Source organism: Sphingorhabdus sp. (assembly GCF_044338195.1).
In the GTDB taxonomy this organism is placed as follows: Bacteria; Pseudomonadota; Alphaproteobacteria; order Sphingomonadales; family Sphingomonadaceae; genus Sphingorhabdus_B.
On record NZ_JBIIMC010000001.1, the window covers coordinates 63740 to 83963 of the forward strand.

A 20224-nucleotide genomic window follows, 5' to 3' on the forward strand; every position below is an offset into this window, starting at 1 on the left:
TAAATTTGCTTCATGGCCCTTCGCGGATGGCGCGCGCTTCATTGCGTTCCGATTGCCGCTCAAGCGCGACCTTAATCATCGCGATGATGGGGTCCGCCAGCGCAAGCCCCAATATGCCGAACAAAGCGCCGAAAAGGATCTGCGCGCCAAGCACAAGCGCGGGCGCCAGATCGACCGCGCGTTTTGCGACCATTGGGACGATCAGATAGCCGTCGACCATCTGAACGACGAAATATACGAAGATGGCATAAAGACCGACATCAACACCTGCCGAAAATCCGACAAGGATGATGAGCGCGCCCGATACGATAGCGCCGATATTGGGCAAAAACGCCAACAAACCCGTGAGCACACCCAAAAGCGCCGCCATGGGTACGCCGCCAAGGCTGAGCAATATCCATGTGCCAAAACCTTCCACCGCCATACCGAGCAACCGGCCGGCCATGAGGCGGCGCAATACGCTGCCCATTTTGGCGGCGGTGACATAGAAATGCTCGCGCTCCGCCAGCGGCAGCATCCATGCAACGCCGCGTTCATACATACGCGGTTCGGCGGCGATGAATATGGCGAGGACCAGCATCATCGCCATGTTGGTCACAGTGCCAACCACCGAAGAGACGGCTTCGGTTACGCGGCCGACGGAGTTTAAAATCTGCGTGCCGAAGCTTTTGACATCTTCTGCCGATATGTTGAAACCGGCCGCAGCGATACGGTTGCCAATGGATTCAATCTGCGTTTCGACAATAGCCTGAAGGCTGGCGGCCTGGGCGGCCAGTTCGGATCCTGTGAAGACAAATGTCCAATACATGAAACCGAATACGGCAAGGACAACGATGGTTAGGCGGATGCCCCGCGGGATGGGCAACACCCGGCCAAGCAAACGTGCGCCGCCATCAAACATCGCCGCAAGGACAAGGCCGCCCATTATAAGCAACAGTGGCTGCGCCAACCAGACAAGCCCGACAACAAATGCGGTCATGCCAATCCAGACCGCCGCCCGCTTGATCTCGGTGCGGATTATGGGGTCGTAAAGTTCGGTTGGGCCCACCTCTTCGCGAAATATGTCTTCCTGAACCGCCCGCTTTCGGCGGGTGCGCCGCGCCTTGGCGGGTTTTGCGGCAGGGTTTTCTTTCGCGATATCACTCACTTGAATGGACCTTTTTTGGACGCAGGCTGGTGCCCGCGCGGTCACCGCGCAGCGATGAAATCCACGTTGCCGGGTTTAGGCCAGTGCTGCCATCGACAGAGAAGGTAATGATTTCCGCGCGGCCACCGATTCGATCCCACGATACAGGGCCGCCAAGGCCACCCAGCGCCTCTGGCACGCGGCTGTCGGAGCTATTGTCCCGGTTGTCGCCCATTAAGAACACATGGCCTGCGGGTATTTTGACCGGCTCCATATCATCAGTCTCGCGTCGGCGGGCATCGATGGTGTCATATTGCACGCCATTGGGCAGCGTTTCGCGAATGACGGGCAAATGACATGTCATGACGCCATTATCGCCCCGCGTCAGCGCGCCTGGGAAATCATAATCATTGCATGGATTATTGGCATCGACGGGCAATATCAGGTTGGGCTGGGTGTCTTGCTTAACGGGCTTGCCGTTCAGGAAAATCTGACCTTCGCGCAGCGAGATCGTGTCACCGGGCAGGCCGATAACGCGTTTGATCCAGTCCTGATATTTGCCCTTTGGCGTCAAAATAACAATATCGCCACGGGCTGGCATTTTCCCCCAGACCCGCTTCTCGCTTTCCGGAAGCGGGACGGCCAGCGCCTCTACTTCTTCGCGCAGCACCAGCCAGCGAAATATCGCGACCGGATTGGGAATAGTTGGCGACACATGGCTCCAGCCATATGGATATTTGCTCACGAACAACCGGTCGCCCACTAGCAATGTCGGCATCATTGATATCGACGGGATATAAAACGGCTTTGCAATGAAACTGTGAAACGCAAGAACGGCCATCAGCAGCCAGAACATCCCTTTGATTTCCGCCCAAGCAGCAGCGGCCAAGCCGCGTTTTTCAGGGGCTGGAGTGGAAGGGACATTGGGGTCGATATTGTCGGTGGTCAAACTGGTCATGCCTTTTGCGATGGTAACGCTTCTATAATGACAAATGCCTGTGCCCAAGGATGGTCATCAGTCAGTGTCAGATGAATATGGGCTTCATAGCCCGAAGGAATCATTGCGTCGAGCCGCGCTTTTGCCCCGCCCGTCAGCGCCAGCGTTGGCGCGCCTGACGGTGCGTTGACGACACCGATGTCTTTCATGAACACACCATGCTTGAATCCGGTTCCAACAGCTTTGGAAAAAGCCTCTTTCGCTGCGAAGCGTTTGGCATATGTGCCCGCCCGTGTGAATGGTCGCTTGCCAGCTTTGGCGCGTTCGATGTCGGTAAAGACGCGCTTTTCAAATCGTTCGCCAAAGCGCTCAAGCGAATGTGCGATGCGCTCAATATTACATAGGTCGGAACCAAGCCCGATTATCACCGCGCGAGGTCCATTAACGTCCGCATCTTCCGGACGCTTTCCTCTAGACCAATGAAGATTGCCTCACCAATCAGATAGTGCCCGATGTTGAGTTCGGCGAACTGGGGAATGGCGGCGATGGGTTGGACATTTTCAAATGTCAGGCCGTGGCCAGCATGCGGTTCGATGCCATTTTTAGCCGCAAGCGCGGCCGCGTCCGCAATACGGCGAAGTTCTATTTCGCGTTCTTCGCCGTCGGCATGCGCATATTTGCCGGTGTGAAATTCAACCACGGGCGCTTTCAGGCGGATGGCCGCTTCAATTTGGCGGGCGTCGGGTTCAATGAACAAGCTCACGCGGATGCCTGCGTCCGCCAGCCGCGTGACGATGGGCGCGAGATGATTGTGTTGCCCCGCGGCATCCAGCCCACCCTCGGTCGTGCGTTCCTCGCGCCGTTCGGGGACGATGCAGGTGGCATGCGGCTTATGCCGAAGCGCGATTTCCAGCATTTCGTCGGTTGCCGCCATTTCCAAGTTAATGGGCAAGCGGATTTCCCGCATAATCGCGTCGAGGTCAGCGTCGCGAATATGCCGGCGGTCTTCGCGCAAATGGACGGTGATGCCATCGCCGCCCGCTGCCTCGACCATATGTGCGGCACGCATCGGATCGGGATGCATTCCGCCACGCGCATTTCGGATCGTCGCAACATGGTCGATATTTACGCCAAGACGCAGACGAGACGAATGCTCTATCTTCATAGCTTACGGCTACCGGGCTTTACCGCCTCAGTCGCAGCCAATTCGGGCGGCAATTCATCAGGCGCATAGGTTGGAAAGTTCAACTGAATGAGCGGGAAGAACGGTACACCGAGGTCGACGGTGCCTGCTGAACGGTCCACCACTGCGCCAGCGGCGATGACATGACCGCCTGCGGCTTCGATCGCTGCTATCGCTTCACGCGATGAAAGGCCGGTCGTTACGACATCTTCCATCATCAAGATTTTGGTGCCCGGCGCGATCGAAAAGCCGCGGCGCAGACCAAAGACGCCGTCGGGGCGTTCCACGAACATCGCATCCACGCCAAGCGCCCGACCCATTTCATGGCCGATGATCAGGCCACCCATGGCCGGTGAAATGACCGCCTCGATCTCGTTTCGCAGCTCGCGCGGCATTTTTTGTGTCAGCGCTAAGGCAATGCGCCCCGCACGTTCGGGGTTCATCAGCAAGCGTGCGCACTGAAGATAATAAGCGCTGTGGCGGCCGGACGACAGCAGGAAATGTCCTTCGAGCAGTGCGTCGACGCTACGGAATTCAGATAATATTTCATCTTCGGTCATGATGGGGAGATTTTTCCTGGCTGGCGAATGTTGTGTTTTGCATGTTCCGTTTAGCGGATTGCAACGCAAATAGGTAGAAGAGTGGAGCAATTAAATGCTAAAAATCATTAATCGACCGCTTGAGGGTTGAGATAAGCGCGCCTATAGGTCGCGCGAGTCCGGCCCTCCAGCGGGGGGTCAGGCCTACGCAATTTTTCTGCGTCGCACCAAGAATACGGGGCTAAATTGATGATTATGTTGAAGAAATTTCTGGTTGTAATGGCTGCCATGGCAATGCCGTCATTGGCATTGGCGCAACCTGCGAATCCCGCGCCTGCGCCAGTCACGAAAGAAGTGGCTGCACCGGTTGTAGCAACACCAGCCGCAGCAGCACCTGTTGCCGCCGCAGCAGAAGCAGCGCCAGCCGCTGCCGCTACGCCGAAATCGATGGATGGTTCGCTTCCTGGCTACACGCCGCTGCGTCCTGACTATGCCAACAATGTTGGTATGCCGAAGCCGAAGGAAGTCGATTTTCAGGAACAGTTCACCGAGAACGGCCAATATGCGAAATGGATTAACAACGCCATTTTGTTGCCAATCATCACGATTATTTCGCTCTTCGTTCTTGGCTTGCTGCTTTGGGTGATCGTGCGCTTCAATCGCCGCGCAAACCCTGTCCCTTCAAAAACGACGCACAATACCTTTATTGAGGTTGTTTGGACGTTGGTTCCAGTCCTCATCCTTCTTGGCATTGCTTACCCATCGCTCGACTTGCTTGCGAAACAGTTCAAGCCAGCACCAGCAGACGCCGTGACTATTAAGGCAACTGGCTATCAATGGTATTGGGGTTACACATATCCTGATCATGGCGGCTTTGAAGTTGTGTCCAACATGCTCAAAGAGCAAGGCGACGCTGCCAAGGGTGAGCGCTTCCGTACCGAAAATGACGGTCCCAAGTTGCTGGCCGTAGACAATCGTATGGTCGTGCCAGCGGGCGTTCCGCTCCGCATTCAGACAACGGCTGCAGACGTCATCCACGCTTTCGCCGTCCCATCGCTTTGGTTCAAGCTTGATGCCGTCCCCGGCCGTTTGAACGAAAAGTCGCTGACGATCACGAAGCCAGGCGTCTATTTCGGACAATGTTCGGAGCTTTGCGGTGCACGGCATGCGTTCATGCCGATCGTTGTAGAAGCGCTGCCGCCCGAAAAATTTGCGGCATGGGTTAAAGCGCAGGGCGGCACGATGCCCGGCGCTGAAAAGCCTGCTCCAGCAGCCCCAGCCGTAGCTGCCCCTGCAGCCGCTGCTGCACCAACCACTGACCCAGTCGCTGCCCCAGCCGCAGCGCCAACCAAGTAAAAAGGCCAGACTGATGACCACGATTGCTGCAACAGGTACAGACCTCCACGCGCATGACCATCATGACGCGGATCATAAGCCAGGCTTCTTCGCACGCTGGTTTATGTCGACCAACCACAAGGATATCGGCACGCTCTATTTGATCTTTGCGATTTTCGCAGGGATCATCGGCGGCGCGATTTCGGGCCTTATGCGCCTTGAGCTCGCGGCACCGGGTATTCAGTATCTTCAAGGCTGGGCATCCATGATGGCCGGCAAGGAAGCGTCTTTGGACGAAGCCTATCATATGTGGAACGTTCTGATCACCGCCCACGGCCTGATCATGGTGTTCTTCATGGTCATGCCCGCCATTATCGGTGGTTTCGGCAACTGGTTCGTACCGCTCATGATTGGTGCGCCAGACATGGCGTTCCCGCGTATGAACAATGTCAGCTTCTGGCTGACGGTTGTTGCGTTCATCATGTTGCTTGGTTCAAGTTTCGTACCCGGTGGTACGGGCCTTGGTGCCGGCACAGGCTGGACAGTGTACGCACCGCTTTCGACCTCCGGATCCGTTGGACCTGCGGTTGATATGGCGATCTTCTCGCTTCACCTTGCAGGTGCGGCGTCGATCCTTGGTGCGATCAACTTCATCACGACCATCTTCAACATGCGTGCCCCCGGCATGACGCTGCATAAAATGCCGCTGTTTGTCTGGTCGGTGCTTGTGACCGCATTCCTTCTGTTGCTCGCATTGCCTGTATTGGCTGCTGCCATCACGATGCTTCTGGTTGACCGTAACTTTGGTGGCGCATTCTTTGATGCGGCTGCTGGCGGTGACCCTGTATTGTATCAGCATCTGTTCTGGTTCTTCGGACATCCCGAAGTGTACATCATGATCTTGCCAGGCTTTGGCATCATCAGCCAGATCGTTGCGACATTCAGCCGCAAGCCAGTCTTCGGCTATCTTGGCATGGCTTATGCCATGGTAGCCATCGGTGTCGTTGGCTTCGTCGTTTGGGCGCACCACATGTTCACCACGGGCATGAGCGTTGACATGAAGATGTACTTCACCGCGGCAACGATGGTGATCGCAGTGCCAACCGGCATCAAGATCTTCAGCTGGATCGCCACCATGTGGGGCGGTTCGGTCAGCTTCAAAACGCCGATGGTTTGGGCAATGGGCTTCATCTTCATGTTCACCGTTGGTGGCGTGACCGGTGTTGTGCTCGCCAACGGCGGTCTCGACGACAATCTGCACGACACATATTATGTTGTCGCCCACTTCCATTATGTGTTGTCGTTGGGAGCGGTCTTCTCGCTCTTTGCCGGCTTCTATTATTGGTTTGGCAAGATGTCGGGTCGTCACCTGAACGAATTTTTGGGCCATCTGCACTTCTGGGTGTTCTTCATTGGCGTGAACGTCTTGTTCTTCCCAATGCACTTCCTCGGAAACTCCGGCATGCCACGTCGTTACCCTGATTATCCAGAAGCCTTCGCTTACTGGAACGGCGTTGCGTCGATGGGCTATGCCATCATGGGTGTCGGCATCCTGATATTCTTCGTCAACGTGATCTGGTCTTTGTTGGCCGGTCGCCGCGCGGAAGACAATTATTGGGGTGAAGGCGCGACAACGCTTGAGTGGACGCTGACAAGCCCTCCACCATATCACCAGTTCGAAACGCTGCCGGTTATCAAGTAACCGGCGGCGGTTCGCCGCTTCAAAGCTTTAAGGCGTTTGGATACGGACATGACGACCGCAGCGCGTGACATATTAATGCCCGCCGAATGGCGTGACTTCTGGGCTTTAACCAAGCCCAGAGTTATGTCGCTTGTCGTATTCACCGCCTTATGTGGTTTGCTGGCCGCGCCCGGCACTATCCACCCCATCATCGCCTTTACAGCAGTGCTATGCATTGCCCTTGGCGCTGGTGCATGTGGTTCGCTGAACCAGTGGTACGAAGCCGATGTCGACGCCAAAATGGCGCGGACAGCACAGCGGCCATTGCCCGCAGGCCGAATGGATCGTGAGGCAGCGTTGCACTTCGGCGTTGGCCTTGCTGCCTTTTCCGTGGGCATCATGGGTGTTGCTGTAAACTGGCTGTCGGCCGGTTTGCTGGCTTTCTCAATATTCTTTTATTCCATCGTCTACACCGTCTGGCTTAAGCCCAATACGCCGCAAAATATCGTTATCGGCGGTGCTGCGGGCGCATTTCCGCCGGTCATTGGTTGGGCCGCCGTCACCGGCGATGTGACTTTCCTGCCGGTCTTGCTGTTTGCTATCATCTTCTTGTGGACCCCGCCGCATTTTTGGGCGCTCGCGCTGTTTATGAAGACCGATTACGGCGCAGCGGGTATCCCGATGCTGCCAAATGTGAAGGGTCAGCGCGTCACGCGTAACCAGATATTTGGGTATAGCTTTCCCATGGCGGGCGCAGCGATATTGCCGTTCATCTTGGGTGATAGCGGCTGGCTATATGGAGCGGCATCCGTAGTATTGAGCGGGATATTCCTGATCCTCGCATTCCGGGTCTGGCAAAATGAAGCAACCGATGCCGCGGCGATGAAGCCGGAGAAGCAGCTTTTCGCTTTCTCTATCCTATATCTGTTTCTTTTGTTCGCTCTGTTCGCAATTGACCGTATGGTGATCGCATGACCCAGTCTGACCAATCGCCATATACCGCCGAAGAAACCGCGCTTATCCGCAAACGCCAAGCGGCGCGCTCGCGTGTCATGGGCATCGCCCTTGTTGGCTTGTGCATATTGTTCTTCCTGATCACAGTCGTAAAAGTCGGAGTCTGGGGCTGATGGCGATATCGAACGCAAAAACTGGTTTTTTGGCAGGCGCGCTTGCCATTTCTATGGTGGGCGTCGGCTTTGCGGCCGTTCCCCTGTATCGCCTGTTTTGTCAGGTGACGGGGTTCGGTGGCACAACCATGCGGGTGGATGCTGCGCAGGCCGCCACCATATCCGCTACCAATAAATCCATTGTTATCCGCTTTGATGCCAATCATCGCGGCGACTTGCCGTGGGAATTCAAACCGGAACGCCCGACCGATACGGTCAGCATCGGCGCGAAGGATATGTCGATATATTTGGCAAAAAATATGTCGAGCGAAGCGGTGACGGGGACGGCAACGTTTAACGTCACGCCCGCGCTCGCGGGCAAATATTTCAACAAAATACAGTGCTTTTGCTTCACCGAACAAACACTTAAGCCCGGTGAACAAGTTAGAATGCCGGTCCTATATTATGTTGATCCAAAGATCATGACCGATCCAGAAACCAAAGATATCGAAGAAATTACACTTAGCTACACATTCTACCCAGTGGAAAAGCCAAACACGGTGGACCCACAGGCGAACGGAAGCTAAGGCAAACTTACCACGTTAAGACTACAGGGAATTGACCATGGCGGGTGCCAAAAATCACGATTATCATATTCTGCCGCCGAGCATCACACCCATATTGGGTTCGTTCGCGGCCCTGACGATGTTCTTCGGCCTCGTGATGTGGATGCATCCCGACCAGTTCAGTTTTGGTAGCCTCGTCTTTGGCATTGGCCTTATCGGCGTATTGTACACCTTTTACGCGTGGTGGGCTGATGTTGTGACCGAAGCCCATGCAGGCGATCATACGCCTGTGGTTCAGCTTCACCTGCGCTACGGCATGATCATGTTCATCGCGTCGGAAGTCATGTTCTTCGTGGGCTGGTTCTGGGCATGGTTTGACTATGCATTGTTCCCAGTGCCGCTGGAAATCGTCATCGACCCGGAAACGCACGCGTTTACGGTCACTAACCTTATCGGTCAAGAAGGCGCCGCAGCGTTGATGCAGTGGCCGCCAAAGGGCCTCGAGGTTCTCGATTCCATGAAATTACCGCTGCTCAACACCTTGATCCTGTTGTGCTCGGGCACCACCGTCACTTGGGCGCACCATTCGCTGATCCATGGCGACCGTGAAGGTCTGAAAAAGGGACTGTGGCTGACAATCCTGCTCGGCCTTCTGTTCAGTGCTATTCAGGCATATGAATATGCCGTCGCGCCCTTTCCTTTTGGCGGATTGAACTATGGTACAGCCTTCTACATGGCGACAGGCTTCCATGGTTTCCACGTTATTGTTGGCACGATCTTCTTGATTGTGTGCCTTGCGCGTACCTACAAAGGCCACTTCACACCAAAGCAGCATTTCGGTTTTGAAGCTGCGGCTTGGTACTGGCACTTCGTCGACGTTGTGTGGCTGTTCCTGTTCATCGCCATCTACATTTGGGGTGGCTGGGGCGCACCAGTTCACGCGTAAATGACAGCAGAGCAATCACCAGAAGGGCGGCCCAGCATATTGCGGGCTGCCCTTTTTGGTCTCTGCCCCCAATGTGGCGGCAAAACGCTGTTTGCGGGGCTTGGCCAGTTTGCGGATACATGTTCGCAATGCAAACTTGATTACGCTTCGTTCAACGTAGGGGATGGCCCTGCGGCATTACTCACCATGGTTATTGGTGCGTTGATCATTGTCTTCGCTTTGCTGCTCGATTCCGCTGTCCGACCGCCCTTTTGGGTGCATGTCATCATTTGGGTTCCGGTGACCGCCGCGTTAACCGTGGTCACGCTGCGGATGGCGAAAGCGGCATTGCTCGCATCGGAGTATCGCAACAAAGCACATGAAGCCGGGAAGGACGATCTGCTATGAAACGCTGGCTGATTATTCCAACTACCATTGTGATCATCGCGGTCGGTATCATGATTGGCCTCGGCGTCTGGCAGCTTCAGCGCAAGGCCGAAAAGGAAGCGCTGCTCGCCCGTTACAACGCCGCTGATGGCCTGCCGGCGGTCACTTGGCCCGACGTGCCCGATCCCAAGGCACTGCCGCTGTTTCGGCGCTCTACGGTCATGTGCGGCAATGTGATCAAAATCGAGTCGGTGTCAGGCAGCAATCGTGCGGGTGACGCGGGCTTTGCCCATGTCGCGTCATGCCAAACAGGCGGCGCTGAAGGCGTGAACGCAAAAGTTGCCATCGGTTGGTCCGAACGTCCGCAATCACCCAACTGGAGCGGCGGATTGGTCCGTGGCATTATCGCGCCCGATGGGGTGCAGTTGATTAAGCTGGTGTCGACCGATCCCGCAGATGGCCTGCAACAGCTTGCATTGCCATCGCCAGCGCAAATTCCAAACAACCATTTCCTCTATGCCATCCAGTGGTTCATTTTCGCCGCCGCGGCGTCGATCATTTATATCCTCGCGGTGCGGAAGCGCTTGAAAACGCCTTGAATCTACCCGCCGAACTCTATTTCTACATCGTCGCAAGTGCTGCCGTCATATTGGTGGGGCTTGCCAAGGGTGGATTTGCAGGGCTCGGCGCGGCAGCCATGCCGATACTGGCCTTGGTCATGGACCCAGTCGCCGGTGCGGGCATGTTGCTCCCCATATTGATGGTTCAGGATATTGTGAGTGTCTGGGCATTCCGGCGCAACTTTGACCGGCGGACTTTATTGCTCACCTTGCCGGGCGCAGTCGTGGGCATCTTCTTCGGATGGTTTTTGGCAACCTCGATTAATGCAGACGCCGTTCGGGGGTTCGTCGGCGTTATTGCGCTATCATTTGGCGCCTATCGCTTGCTTCCGTTGTTCGGCGCGCAGCTTAAGCTGGCCGGCCCCGCACCCGAGTGGGTTGGCGTGGTCATGGGCGGGGTTTCAGGCTTCACCAGCCAAATCGCTCATGCGGGCGGCCCACCGTTTCAGATTTGGGCCCTGTCGCGTAACTTTCCACATTTGGTCTTTGTCGGAACGTCGTCGATATTCTTTGCCATCATCAATTGGATGAAGGTGCCTGCTTATGCGGCGCTCGGCCAATTCAACACGCAAAACATGACGTTGACCGCCATCTTCCTGCCACTGGCTGTACTCAGCACAATGGCAGGCGTGCGTTTGGTCAAGCGCGTGTCGCCCGAACGATTCAATATCATCATTCAGCTTTTGATGGTGGTCGTTGGCGTAGAGTTGATTCGCCAAGCCATCTGGTGACTACGCCCTATTTGGGCGACAGCACCATAAGCATTTGACGGCCTTCCATGCGGGGATGCGCTTCAACCTTTGCGGTCTCGGTCGTATCGGCCTGAACGCGTTGCAACAGGTGCATACCCAATTGTTGGTGGGCCAATTCACGACCACGGAAACGCAAGGTGATTTTCACCTTGTCACCTTCCTCGATGAACTCCGCAACCTTCTTCATCTTGACCATATAATCATGGTCATCGATGTTCGGACGCATTTTAATTTCTTTAATTTCCTGCGTTTTCTGACTCTTACGCGCAAGGTTGGCCTTTTTCTGGGCCTCATATTTGAACTTGCCGATGTCCAGAAACTTGCAGACTGGTGGATCAGCGTTCGGGGACACTTCCACCAGGTCAAGACCGACTTCAGCGGCCTGCGCTATCGCCTCGCGGGTGTACAGGACACCCAAATTTTCGCCGTCATCATCAATGACTCGTACTTTTTCAGCTGTGATGAGATTATTGTAGCGCGGACCACTTTTAACAGGTGGGGTCATTGCGCGCCGGGTCGGCGGGGTGGCGATAGTCGATACTCCTTTTGATGTTGTGCTGCGCCATTACAGCCAAATCGCTGACAGATAAAGGCCTTAGCGCCGGATTATCCGCTTTTGTTGGCGACAGTGGCTCTCGAGACACGGCCAAGCGCGCATGATCGCCGCGCAGCAAACGTCCAAAGGATCCTGATCTGATCTATTTCGTGAGCGCCGTCAGGTCATCGACCGTCAATATCTGCGGCAGTATCTGCGCCTCTCCATTCGGTGGGAAGTACAGATATAATGGCACGCCGGAGCGCCCATATTTTGCGAGATAGCGGGTAATGTCGGGGTCTCTGCGCGTATAGTCGCCCACCATCACGGTCATGCCCGCTTTGCGAAATGCGTCGGTGGTCTCGGTCCGGTCAATTGCCGCCTGTTCATTGACCTTACACGTGACGCACCAGTCGGCGGTGAAATAGAGGAACACCGGCTTGCCCTCCGTACGCAGCGTGTTTAGGCGGGCTTCGTTAAAGCCTATGCTGCCGGCCTTGGACGCCGCGCCCGCAGGCTGCATCGTCACTGTGCCGATTATCAGTGCGGCGCCGATAGCTATTCCGAACAAGGCCATCACCACCCATTTATAGGGCGACCCCTCTTTCTGTTTCCGGCCGAGTGCAAACAGCCCCACGAGGATGATGAGCGCAGCAGCGCCGCCGATCATCAAACCGGTGAACCCAGCCAGTTGATATGTTAGCCACAGCAATGCCAGCGATGTCAGCGCCATGGGCAGCGCCATCCACTGCCGGAACCGCACCATCCATGGCCCGGGCCGCGGCATCCGCGTGCGTAGGGCAGGGATGAACGCAATCGCGAGGAAGGGGAGGGCCAGACCAAATCCAAGGCCTGCAAAAATCAACAATGCCAAACCGGTGGGCAGCAAAAGCGCGGCGCCCATTGCGGCGGCCATAAACGGCCCAGTGCACGGTGTCGCGACGACTGCGGCAAGCACGCCTGTCCAGAATGATCCAGAAAGGCCGCCCTGACGCGTCAGCTTTTCGCCCGCGCCAATGCCGCCGATTTCAAATAGCCCGGCCAGATTTGCGGTGACCGCGACCATCAGCAACAAGAGTATCAACACGACCGCTGGGTCTTGCAGTTGAAATGCCCAGCCCACCTCTTCACCGGCAGCGCGCAAGGCCAGCATGATGCCGCCGAGGATGAGGCAGCTGACAATGATGCCGACCGTGTAGGCCACCGCATCGCGGCGGGCCTCGCCTTCATCGCCGCCCATTTTGGCAAGACTCAGCGCCTTCAGCCCCAATATGGGAAAGACGCAGGGCATGAGATTGAGCAGCAAGCCACCGAGCACCGAGAATGCCAATATCCACCCAAAGCCAAGCGGTGGTTGTTGGCCATCGGCAGGCGTACCTTCGCCCAAAACAGAAACCGCATCCCCGCCCGATGGCACCGCGCCCGCAACAGCGCGCACCTCAAGCCCTTGCGCGTCATTGAAGCGCAGCAGCCCGTCAATTCGGCCGTCAAAGCCCGCTTTCACTTCGCCGCTGACCACCAGCCATTCGCCCACCCGCCGCGCGCTTTGCGGTGCTGCGTAGCGAAAAAGCTTTTCGGTCTGCGCGAAGAACCAGACGCGTTCCGCTTTGGCGCTGCGTGGATAGGGGATGGCGATTTCAATACGCTTGCCGTCAATTTGGTAAAGCGCCGAACGGTCAAGCGGCACGGGCAGGGCGCTGCGCCATGCGTCAAAGCGCGCGCGGTCCGCGTCAGCTATGGTGCCCGACCCGACCGTCAACGGTACGGACAATGTCGCGCCTTCGGGAACGCACACCAAGTCCGAGCAAGCCGACCAGCGGGCATCCACTGTGATGTCCAGACTTTGGCCCGGCTGTGCGTCTTTGGGTATTTTGATATCCACCAGAAAGGCATGCTTTGCCTTGTAAATATGGTTCATAAACCCGCTGACGATCAGCGTCTCGGGCACCGGCGCACGCACCGTTCCGGCAGTCACACCATTTGGCAATTGCCATGCAAGCTCAAGCGGGGTGCCTGCATCACCGGGGTTGATCCAGTAATCATGCCAGCCGGAATTGGGGTCCATGACGATGGCGACCGTCACAACATCGCCGGGTGCGGGGCGATTGGTTTCGATGTCTATCGATGCGCGCACATTTTTCGGCGATGCGTTGGCGGGCGTCTGTGCATATGCGCCGCCAACCAACAGCGTTAACGCCAGCAGAAACGCGCAGAGTGTACGCAGCAGGCGCTGGGCCAATGCCAACGTGCCGATATTCTGCTTGTGTAGAACAGCCATTTTATTCCGGTGCCATTTGTAGGGGTGGTGAACCCATATTGGGCATTGCCTTCGCCTTTTTCCAGCTGCCGTTCAGATAATAAGCGATCGACAACACACAAGAGGCGATGGATGTCGCGATGAAAGCCGCCCAAATGGCGTCCGCACCAAAACGTTCATATAATCCAAAGCCGATAGTGAAGCGGACGATGACGGCGCTGAATATCAGGATGAGCAATGGCGCGACCACGGCGCCATTTGCCCGCACCGCGAAGGTCACAACAACCGAAACACCCATCAATATAAAGCTCCAGCCAATGATATGGTTGATGTGGATGGCGATATCGATCGCTGGACTGCCGATGGGCAGGAACAACTGAAGCAACGGCGTTGCAAACAAGGTCATCAGCAAAATCAGCACGCCCGACATCAGCAGGTTAATACCGATTCCCGACCACACGATGCGACCGACGCGGTCCCATTTGTTCGCACCGATATTTTGCGCAACCATAGCGCTGACCGCGCCACCGACAGCCACCGCGGGCATTTGCACATAGCTCCACAGCTGGTTCATCACACCAAAGGCCGCTATGGTATCGACGCCCTCAATATTGACGAGGCCAATCATCACGACGGCTGAGCCCGACATGATAATCATCGACAAGCCCATGGGCAGACCCATCCGCGCTATCGGTTTCAGAAAGCGTGCGTCAGGTCGCAGCCATTTAAGCTCGGCCCCGCGCAGACGAATGGTCAGGTCAAGCGCATAGACCTTGCGCAGCAGCAGGCCGAGACTGATGATCCCTGCAACGATGGTCGCCAAAGCAGACCCGGCGATACCCATTGCGGGGATTGGACCAAAGCCAAGAATGAACACCGGATTGAGGATGATGTCGAGCACGACATTTAAGACCGTATTCCAAAATGGCGTGACGGAATCGCCAACGCCGCGCAGCGATGATGAGATCAGCACCATGACAAACGACGTTGGCATCGTCAGGAAAATCACGCGCAGATAGGCAAGCGCGAGCGGATAGACCGTCTCGGGCGTCGACATGAGCCGCAGCATGTGCGGCGCGAAAATCCAGCCTGCCGCGGCGAACAATAAGCCAGCGGCGAAAAAGACGGTGATTGCCGTCCCCATGATCCGGCGCACAGATTCAATATCGCGGCGGCCCATATTTTGGCCGATCAATATCGTTGTCGCCATGGTGAAGCCGAACAATGTGGAGAACATCAAGAACATGATGAGCCCAGCGTTCGCCGACGCCGCCAGCGCCTCTTCGCCCAAAAACTTTCCGATCCAAACCGAATTGACCGAATTGTTGACCGACTGGAGAATGTTCACGCCAAGCGAAGGCAGCGCAAACAAGAACAATGTTTTAGCAACCGGACCAACCGTCAGGTCGCGCTGATGCGCGGGTGCGCTGCTCACCCCAATCGTGCCAATGCCGCCGTCAGCCGCTCGGCCTCGGCAGCTTTTTCTGCGTGATCGGCGCGCGCTTTTTCCACGGCCTCTGGCTTTGCCTTTTCCACAAAGGATGCGTTGGACAGACGCCCTGCAAGCGCGTCACGTTCCTTGGCTGCGGCTTCGATAGCCTTGGTGATGCGGCTGCGTTCGGCGTCGAGATCGATGATGCCATCGAGCGCATAGACGACCGTATCGCCACCCACCACGATCTGCGCGACATTGTTGGTCTCGACAGGCGTAAAAGCAAAGCTGTCAATGCGGCCCAAGCGCGACAGCGCCGCGCCTTGCCGTTCGATGATGGCGATGGTGGATGGCTGTGGATCGGCGATATTCGCGGTCAAACGTGCGCCAGGCGGAATGTTCAGCTCTGCCTTAAACGAACGCGTCTTGCTGATCGTGTCAATCACCCAGTCGATTTCGCGAACGGCGTCGGCGTCAACCGTTGCGTTCGGCTCGGGCCATTTGGCATGGATGATGTCGTAGGGGCGATCACCCAATGCGTGCCACAATTCTTCCGTGATAAACGGCATGAACGGATGCAGCATGACCAAAATTTGGTCGAGCACCCAGCCCGCGACGATCATGGATTCCGCATCCATCTCGCCCTTTTCACCATCGACAAAAGCCGGCTTGATAAGCTCGAGATACCAATCGCAAAACTGGTCAAAGACCATGTGATAAATCACATCGGCCATGCCATCGAAGCGGAATTCGGCGAAGGCCTTATTGAGCTTTTCGACGGTGCCAACCACCTCGCCGATAATCCAGCGGTTAACCGCGAGCTCGGCTTTGGGGGCGTGGATGCTGTGCGATCCGCTTATGCCGTTGGACTGGGCAAAGCGTGCCGCATTCCACAGCTTGGTCGCAAAGTTGCGATATCCGGCAACGCGACTTTCATCCATTTTGATGTCGCGGCCTTGGCTTTCCATGGCGGCCATGAAGAAGCGCAAGGCATCGGCGCCATATTGGTCAATCAGGCCAAGCGGATCGACGGTATTGCCCTTGGACTTCGACATTTTGCTGCCGTCGGCGGCGCGGACGAGGCCGTGCAGATAGAGCGTCTTCCAAGGCACTTCTTTCATGAAGTGAATGCCCTGCATCGCCATCCGCGCGTCCCAGAAGAACAATATGTCGAAACCGGAAACGAGCACGTCATTGGGATAATGGCGGTCCAGCTCGGTCGTCTGGTCGGGCCAACCCAATGTGCCAAATGGCCAAAGCGCAGACGAGAACCATGTGTCGAGCACGTCCGGATCGCGCGTCAATTCAACGTCGGCTCCGGCAAGCGCTTGCGCAGCTTCCTCGGTCTCTGCGACATAGCATTTGCCATTCGCATCAAACCATGCAGGGATCTGGTGACCCCACCATAATTGGCGCGACACGCACCATGGCTGGATATTTTCCATCCAATTGAAATATGTTTTTTCCCACGACTTGGGTACGATATCGATTGCGCCCGAACGCACGGCTTCGATTGCGGGCTTGGCCAATGTTTCGGCATCGACATACCATTGGTCGGTCAACCATGGCTCAATCACTTGGCCCGAACGGTCGCCAAATGGTGTTTGAATGACGCGGTCTTCAACTTTTTCGAGGAAGCCCAAAGCGTCCATCGCTTCGACGACCATCTTGCGTGCATTGGTTGGCTCGCCTTCGATACCGAAGCGATATTGGCCGATATATTCTTGTGGAATGAGCCCATCCGATGTTTGCACAACGCGGCCTTCGCCATCGAGCATGTTGAACATCTCGCTGGCTTTGAACCCGGCGCGCTTGCCGACTTCAAAGTCATTGAAATCATGCCCCGGCGTTACCTTGACTGCGCCTGAACCCAATTCGGGATCGGCATGTTCATCGGCGACAATCGAGATCAAGCGGCCGGTGATTGGCAGGCGTACATTTTTGCCCACCAGATGCGCATAACGTTCATCCGAGGGATTTACGGCGACCGCCATATCGGCGAGCATGGTTTCGGGCCGCGTCGTCGCGACGGAGATAAATCCGCTGCCATCTTCGAGCGGATATTTGAAGTGCCAGAACTTGCCGTTGATTTCGCGCGTTTCCACCTCAAGGTCGGAGATTGCGGTTTTCAGGCCCGGGTCCCAATTGACGAGGCGCTTGTCGCGATACAGCAGGCCCTGATTATACAGTTCAACGAACACTTTGATGACGGCTTTTGAAAAGCCCTCATCCATTGTGAAGCGTTCATTTTCCCAATCCATTGAGCAGCCAAGCCGGCGCAGCTGGCCGGTAATTTCGCCGCCGCTTTCCTCTTTCCATTCCCACACCTTGGCAATGAATTCGTCGCGCGTGAAATCGGTGCGCTTTTGCTGGCGCGCGTTTAATTGCCGTTCGACCACCATTTGCGTGGCGATGCCCGCATGGTCGGTTCCCACCACCCACAACGCATCCTTGCCCTGCAAACGCGCATGGCGAATGAGGATATCCTGCAACGTATTGTCGAGCGCGTGGCCAATGTGCAGCGAACCCGTCACATTTGGCGGCGGGTTCACGATTGTATAGGGCTCTGCATCTGGCCGTGCGGGACGGAACGCGCCCGTGGATTCCCAATGGGCGTACCATTTTGCTTCAATTGCGGCGGGGTCGAAAGTCTTGTCGATAGTCATGGGTTTGTGCCTTAACGAGCCTTACCGGAAAGGGAAACCCTCACCACACGACATGTGCTTGAACAGCCCATAAAAAGCGCAGCAGCAGTAACGCCGCCCCCGCCGCTGACGTGCGTTGGGGCGGCTATTGCGCGCCCTTCAAATGCTTGGCCAGCCATGCGAACACAGTCTGGTGCCACTGGATCGAATTTTTGGGTTTCAGCACCCAATGGTTTTCATCGGGGAATACCAACAACTTCGATTCCACGCCCTGCTGCTGCAATGCGGTGAACGCGGCCAGGCTTTGCGAATACGGAATGCGATAATCCTTCTCGCCGTGAATGACTAAGGTCGGTGTTTTCCATTTGGCGACATGGTTCACAGGGTTCCATTTTTCGGCATCGGTCCGCGTCGTCCATGGCCCGCCATTATCCCATTGGTCGAACCATAATTCTTCGGTTTCATAGGCCATCGCGCGCAGGTCAAAGATGCCCGCATGATTGACAAGGCATTTGAATCGGTCGGGCCAGTTACCCGAAATCCAGTTCATCATGTAACCGCCATAGGATCCACCAAGCGCGCAGGCGTTTGCGGTATCAAGTTGCGTGTCGATTTTGCCAACGGCGTCCATGCCCTTTTGCAAATCTTCAAGCGGCCATCCGCCCCAGTTTTTGTTGATGCTGTCGGTGAATTTCTGGCCATATCCCGTCGACCCGTGAAAATCGATGGTGACAACGGCATAGCCTTGCGATGCCATGACCGCCGGGTTCCAACGATAAGACCAGCTGTTGTTAAACGTGCCTTGTGGTCCACCATGGACCAGCAACAACACAGGCAGCTTGCCCGTCGCATTTTGCGGCTTCACGATTTGGCCAAATACCTGTTCGCCATTGGCACCGGCAAAATCGAATTTCTGGTAATTGACGGGATCGAGCGTGGCGAGTGCGTCCGCATTTACGTTGGTTAGCCGTGTGGTCTTGCCCTTGGCATCCATATACACCAGGTCGGATGGACCAGAGATGCTGTTGATGGCGTAGACGATACCGCCATTTTTCAGCGGCACGGCTTCGGCGATGCTGCCGCGGTCGGTCAGCCGCGTGACTTTGCCTTTCAGGTCGACGCGATACAGCGGCGTTTCCAGAACATCTTGCGCGGTTACGAGCAAGCTTCGGCTGTCCAAAGCCCATGCAAGCGACGCCACCGAACGGTCCCACTTTTCGGTCAGCGCGGTAACCTTGCCGCTCTTCACATCCATAAGCTTTACGACCAGCCTGTCGGCTTCGTAGGTCGCGCGCGGCATCGACGTCCATGCCATCCATTTGCCATCGGGCGACATGGCGGGTGTCGTATCCGTCCCGGCATTGTCGGCGGTCAGGTTGACCGGCGCCTTCGACTTTAGCGAGGTGCTGTAAATATCGAGATTGGTCGACTTCGCCTCATTTTTGTCGGCCAACCGGAGGGTGAAGGCAATGCCGCTGCTGTCGGCGTTCCAGCTGATCTCTTCACCGCTACCAAAGGGCTTGGACGGGGCATCACCGACAAGGGTGCCGTCCATCGCGGCGCCCGATGTGCCAAGCTTGCCATCAGCGCCCAGCATGACCGTGAACACGCGGCTATAATTGCCGGGTGTTTCCCATTGGTCCCAATGGCGCACCATCAGCTGGTCATATTCACGACCGGTGCCGGGGCCGGGCTTTGATGTGTCGCCATCCTTTTCACAGCCAAATTCCATGCAATCGCGGGCGATATCGCCCCAGACAGCAAATTTCTGTCCATCAGGGGAGATTTTGAACCCGCTGACATCGGCCTTGAAATTGCTCACTTGCGTGGTTGTCGCTGTCGCAATGTCGTAGCGCCAAATCTGGTCCGATCCGCTTTCATTGCTGATGTAAAAAATGCTTTTGCCGTCGGGGGCAAAGGCGGGGTCATGCTCATTCTTGTCTGGTTTTGATGCGAACATCATTGGCTGCGGATTGGCACCGATTTTGAGCATGTAGAGGTCGGTCTTGCCCTTGTTCGCGGCTAAATCGGTCTCGCGCAATTGATAGGCGACCATTGTCCCGTCGGGCGATGCCGTCGCACCCGAAAGGCGCTTCATTGTCGCGAGGTCGGTCTCCGTCATCGGGCGCGCAAACGCAGCGGAGGAAAGGGCGGAAGTGCCGATGATTGCGGCAAGCAGGATGGTTTTTCTCATGGCC

The 20224-nt window shown here is 56.3% G+C and carries 19 protein-coding genes; 9 read left to right on the top strand and 10 right to left on the bottom strand.

All coding sequences use genetic code 11. The features are described from left to right. Positions 1-10: 10 nt before the first annotated feature. From ACIQZK_RS00270 to pyrE, 5 genes are all read right to left on the bottom strand, one after another. Complete coding sequence (locus tag ACIQZK_RS00270; RefSeq protein WP_397574452.1) at positions 11-1063, bottom strand: AI-2E family transporter; 1053 nt, start codon at positions 1061-1063, stop codon at positions 11-13. A gap of 76 nt (positions 1064-1139) precedes the next feature. After that, positions 1140-2084, bottom strand: coding sequence for a signal peptidase I (lepB, locus tag ACIQZK_RS00275; protein ID WP_397574383.1), 945 nt, complete (start codon positions 2082-2084; stop codon positions 1140-1142). Continuing rightward, positions 2081-2491, bottom strand: coding sequence for a holo-ACP synthase (gene acpS / locus ACIQZK_RS00280; RefSeq protein WP_397574384.1), 411 nt, complete (start codon positions 2489-2491; stop codon positions 2081-2083). The genes lepB and acpS overlap by 4 nt, the downstream gene beginning before the upstream one ends. Beyond that, the gene (locus ACIQZK_RS00285) at positions 2488-3228 is read right to left on the bottom strand and encodes a pyridoxine 5'-phosphate synthase (protein WP_397574385.1); all 741 of its coding nucleotides are present in this window, start codon (positions 3226-3228) and stop codon (positions 2488-2490) included. Before ACIQZK_RS00285 ends, acpS begins: the two co-directional genes overlap by 4 nt. After that, entirely contained in the window at positions 3225-3806 is a 582-nt protein-coding gene (gene pyrE / locus ACIQZK_RS00290; RefSeq protein WP_395636580.1) for an orotate phosphoribosyltransferase, read from the bottom strand. Before pyrE ends, ACIQZK_RS00285 begins: the two co-directional genes overlap by 4 nt. Positions 3807-4034: 228 nt before the next feature. On the opposite strand from pyrE, the gene coxB reads away from it, so the two are divergent. From coxB to ACIQZK_RS00335, 9 genes are read left to right on the top strand one after another with little or no spacing between them, the layout of a single operon-like run. Beyond that, positions 4035-5141 (top strand): cytochrome c oxidase subunit II, encoded by a 1107-nt coding sequence (gene coxB / locus ACIQZK_RS00295; protein ID WP_397574386.1) that lies wholly within the window; start codon positions 4035-4037, stop codon positions 5139-5141. A gap of 13 nt (positions 5142-5154) precedes the next feature. Next, the gene (ctaD, locus tag ACIQZK_RS00300) at positions 5155-6822 is read left to right on the top strand and encodes a cytochrome c oxidase subunit I (RefSeq protein WP_397574387.1); all 1668 of its coding nucleotides are present in this window, start codon (positions 5155-5157) and stop codon (positions 6820-6822) included. A gap of 48 nt (positions 6823-6870) precedes the next feature. Beyond that, positions 6871-7776, top strand: a complete 906-nt coding sequence (locus tag ACIQZK_RS00305) for a heme o synthase (protein ID WP_397574388.1) — start codon at positions 6871-6873, stop codon at positions 7774-7776. Continuing rightward, a complete protein-coding gene (locus tag ACIQZK_RS00310; protein ID WP_395629521.1) occupies positions 7773-7928 on the top strand; it encodes a hypothetical protein in 156 nt (51 codons plus the stop codon). Before ACIQZK_RS00305 ends, ACIQZK_RS00310 begins: the two co-directional genes overlap by 4 nt. Continuing rightward, positions 7928-8494, top strand: a complete 567-nt coding sequence (locus ACIQZK_RS00315) for a cytochrome c oxidase assembly protein (protein WP_397574389.1) — start codon at positions 7928-7930, stop codon at positions 8492-8494. Before ACIQZK_RS00310 ends, ACIQZK_RS00315 begins: the two co-directional genes overlap by 1 nt. A 37-nt stretch (positions 8495-8531) precedes the next feature. Beyond that, the gene (locus ACIQZK_RS00320) at positions 8532-9419 is read left to right on the top strand and encodes a cytochrome c oxidase subunit 3 (protein WP_397574390.1); all 888 of its coding nucleotides are present in this window, start codon (positions 8532-8534) and stop codon (positions 9417-9419) included. After that, positions 9420-9806, top strand: coding sequence for a DUF983 domain-containing protein (locus ACIQZK_RS00325; RefSeq protein WP_395629649.1), 387 nt, complete (start codon positions 9420-9422; stop codon positions 9804-9806). It begins immediately after the preceding gene. Next, positions 9803-10384 (top strand): SURF1 family cytochrome oxidase biogenesis protein, encoded by a 582-nt coding sequence (locus tag ACIQZK_RS00330; protein ID WP_397574391.1) that lies wholly within the window; start codon positions 9803-9805, stop codon positions 10382-10384. The genes ACIQZK_RS00325 and ACIQZK_RS00330 overlap by 4 nt, the downstream gene beginning before the upstream one ends. After that, positions 10381-11136, top strand: coding sequence for a sulfite exporter TauE/SafE family protein (locus ACIQZK_RS00335; RefSeq protein WP_397574392.1), 756 nt, complete (start codon positions 10381-10383; stop codon positions 11134-11136). Before ACIQZK_RS00330 ends, ACIQZK_RS00335 begins: the two co-directional genes overlap by 4 nt. Before the next feature lie 7 nt (positions 11137-11143). Here the strand turns inward: ACIQZK_RS00335 and infC are convergent, their stop codons facing one another. The 5 genes from infC to ACIQZK_RS00360 all read right to left on the bottom strand — a co-directional run bounded on the left by infC (position 11144) and on the right by ACIQZK_RS00360 (position 20220). Further along, positions 11144-11662 carry a translation initiation factor IF-3 gene (infC, locus tag ACIQZK_RS00340; RefSeq protein ID WP_183942192.1) on the bottom strand — a complete coding sequence of 173 codons (519 nt, stop codon included), beginning with the start codon at positions 11660-11662 and terminating at the stop codon, positions 11144-11146. 193 nt (positions 11663-11855) lie between these two features. After that, positions 11856-13970 carry a protein-disulfide reductase DsbD family protein gene (locus ACIQZK_RS00345; protein ID WP_397574393.1) on the bottom strand — a complete coding sequence of 705 codons (2115 nt, stop codon included), beginning with the start codon at positions 13968-13970 and terminating at the stop codon, positions 11856-11858. A gap of 1 nt (position 13971) precedes the next feature. Next, positions 13972-15384 carry an MATE family efflux transporter gene (locus ACIQZK_RS00350; RefSeq protein ID WP_397574394.1) on the bottom strand — a complete coding sequence of 471 codons (1413 nt, stop codon included), beginning with the start codon at positions 15382-15384 and terminating at the stop codon, positions 13972-13974. Then, the gene (locus ACIQZK_RS00355; protein ID WP_397574395.1) at positions 15381-18047 is read right to left on the bottom strand and encodes a valine--tRNA ligase; all 2667 of its coding nucleotides are present in this window, start codon (positions 18045-18047) and stop codon (positions 15381-15383) included. The genes ACIQZK_RS00350 and ACIQZK_RS00355 overlap by 4 nt, the downstream gene beginning before the upstream one ends. 124 nt (positions 18048-18171) lie before the next feature. Continuing rightward, entirely contained in the window at positions 18172-20220 is a 2049-nt protein-coding gene (locus tag ACIQZK_RS00360; protein WP_397574396.1) for an alpha/beta fold hydrolase, read from the bottom strand. Between the last annotated feature and the right edge of the window lie 4 nt (positions 20221-20224).

Bases quoted from the DNA above. Each gene is read 5' to 3' on its own strand.
- lepB (WP_397574383.1), bottom strand. From the start codon at position 2,084: ATGACCAGTTTGACCACCGACAATATCGACCCCAATGTCCCTTCCACT.
- ACIQZK_RS00285 (WP_397574385.1), bottom strand. From the start codon at position 3,228: ATGAAGATAGAGCATTCGTCTCGTCTGCGTCTTGGCGTAAATATCGAC.
- pyrE (WP_395636580.1), bottom strand. From the start codon at position 3,806: ATGACCGAAGATGAAATATTATCTGAATTCCGTAGCGTCGACGCACTG.
- coxB (WP_397574386.1), top strand. From the start codon at position 4,035: ATGATTATGTTGAAGAAATTTCTGGTTGTAATGGCTGCCATGGCAATG.
- ctaD (WP_397574387.1), top strand. From the start codon at position 5,155: ATGACCACGATTGCTGCAACAGGTACAGACCTCCACGCGCATGACCAT.
- ACIQZK_RS00305 (WP_397574388.1), top strand. From the start codon at position 6,871: ATGACGACCGCAGCGCGTGACATATTAATGCCCGCCGAATGGCGTGAC.
- ACIQZK_RS00310 (WP_395629521.1), top strand. From the start codon at position 7,773: ATGACCCAGTCTGACCAATCGCCATATACCGCCGAAGAAACCGCGCTT.
- ACIQZK_RS00315 (WP_397574389.1), top strand. From the start codon at position 7,928: ATGGCGATATCGAACGCAAAAACTGGTTTTTTGGCAGGCGCGCTTGCC.
- ACIQZK_RS00320 (WP_397574390.1), top strand. From the start codon at position 8,532: ATGGCGGGTGCCAAAAATCACGATTATCATATTCTGCCGCCGAGCATC.
- ACIQZK_RS00325 (WP_395629649.1), top strand. From the start codon at position 9,420: ATGACAGCAGAGCAATCACCAGAAGGGCGGCCCAGCATATTGCGGGCT.
- ACIQZK_RS00330 (WP_397574391.1), top strand. From the start codon at position 9,803: ATGAAACGCTGGCTGATTATTCCAACTACCATTGTGATCATCGCGGTC.
- infC (WP_183942192.1), bottom strand. From the start codon at position 11,662: ATGACCCCACCTGTTAAAAGTGGTCCGCGCTACAATAATCTCATCACA.
- ACIQZK_RS00345 (WP_397574393.1), bottom strand. From the start codon at position 13,970: ATGGCTGTTCTACACAAGCAGAATATCGGCACGTTGGCATTGGCCCAG.
- ACIQZK_RS00355 (WP_397574395.1), bottom strand. From the start codon at position 18,047: ATGACTATCGACAAGACTTTCGACCCCGCCGCAATTGAAGCAAAATGG.
- ACIQZK_RS00360 (WP_397574396.1), bottom strand. From the start codon at position 20,220: ATGAGAAAAACCATCCTGCTTGCCGCAATCATCGGCACTTCCGCCCTT.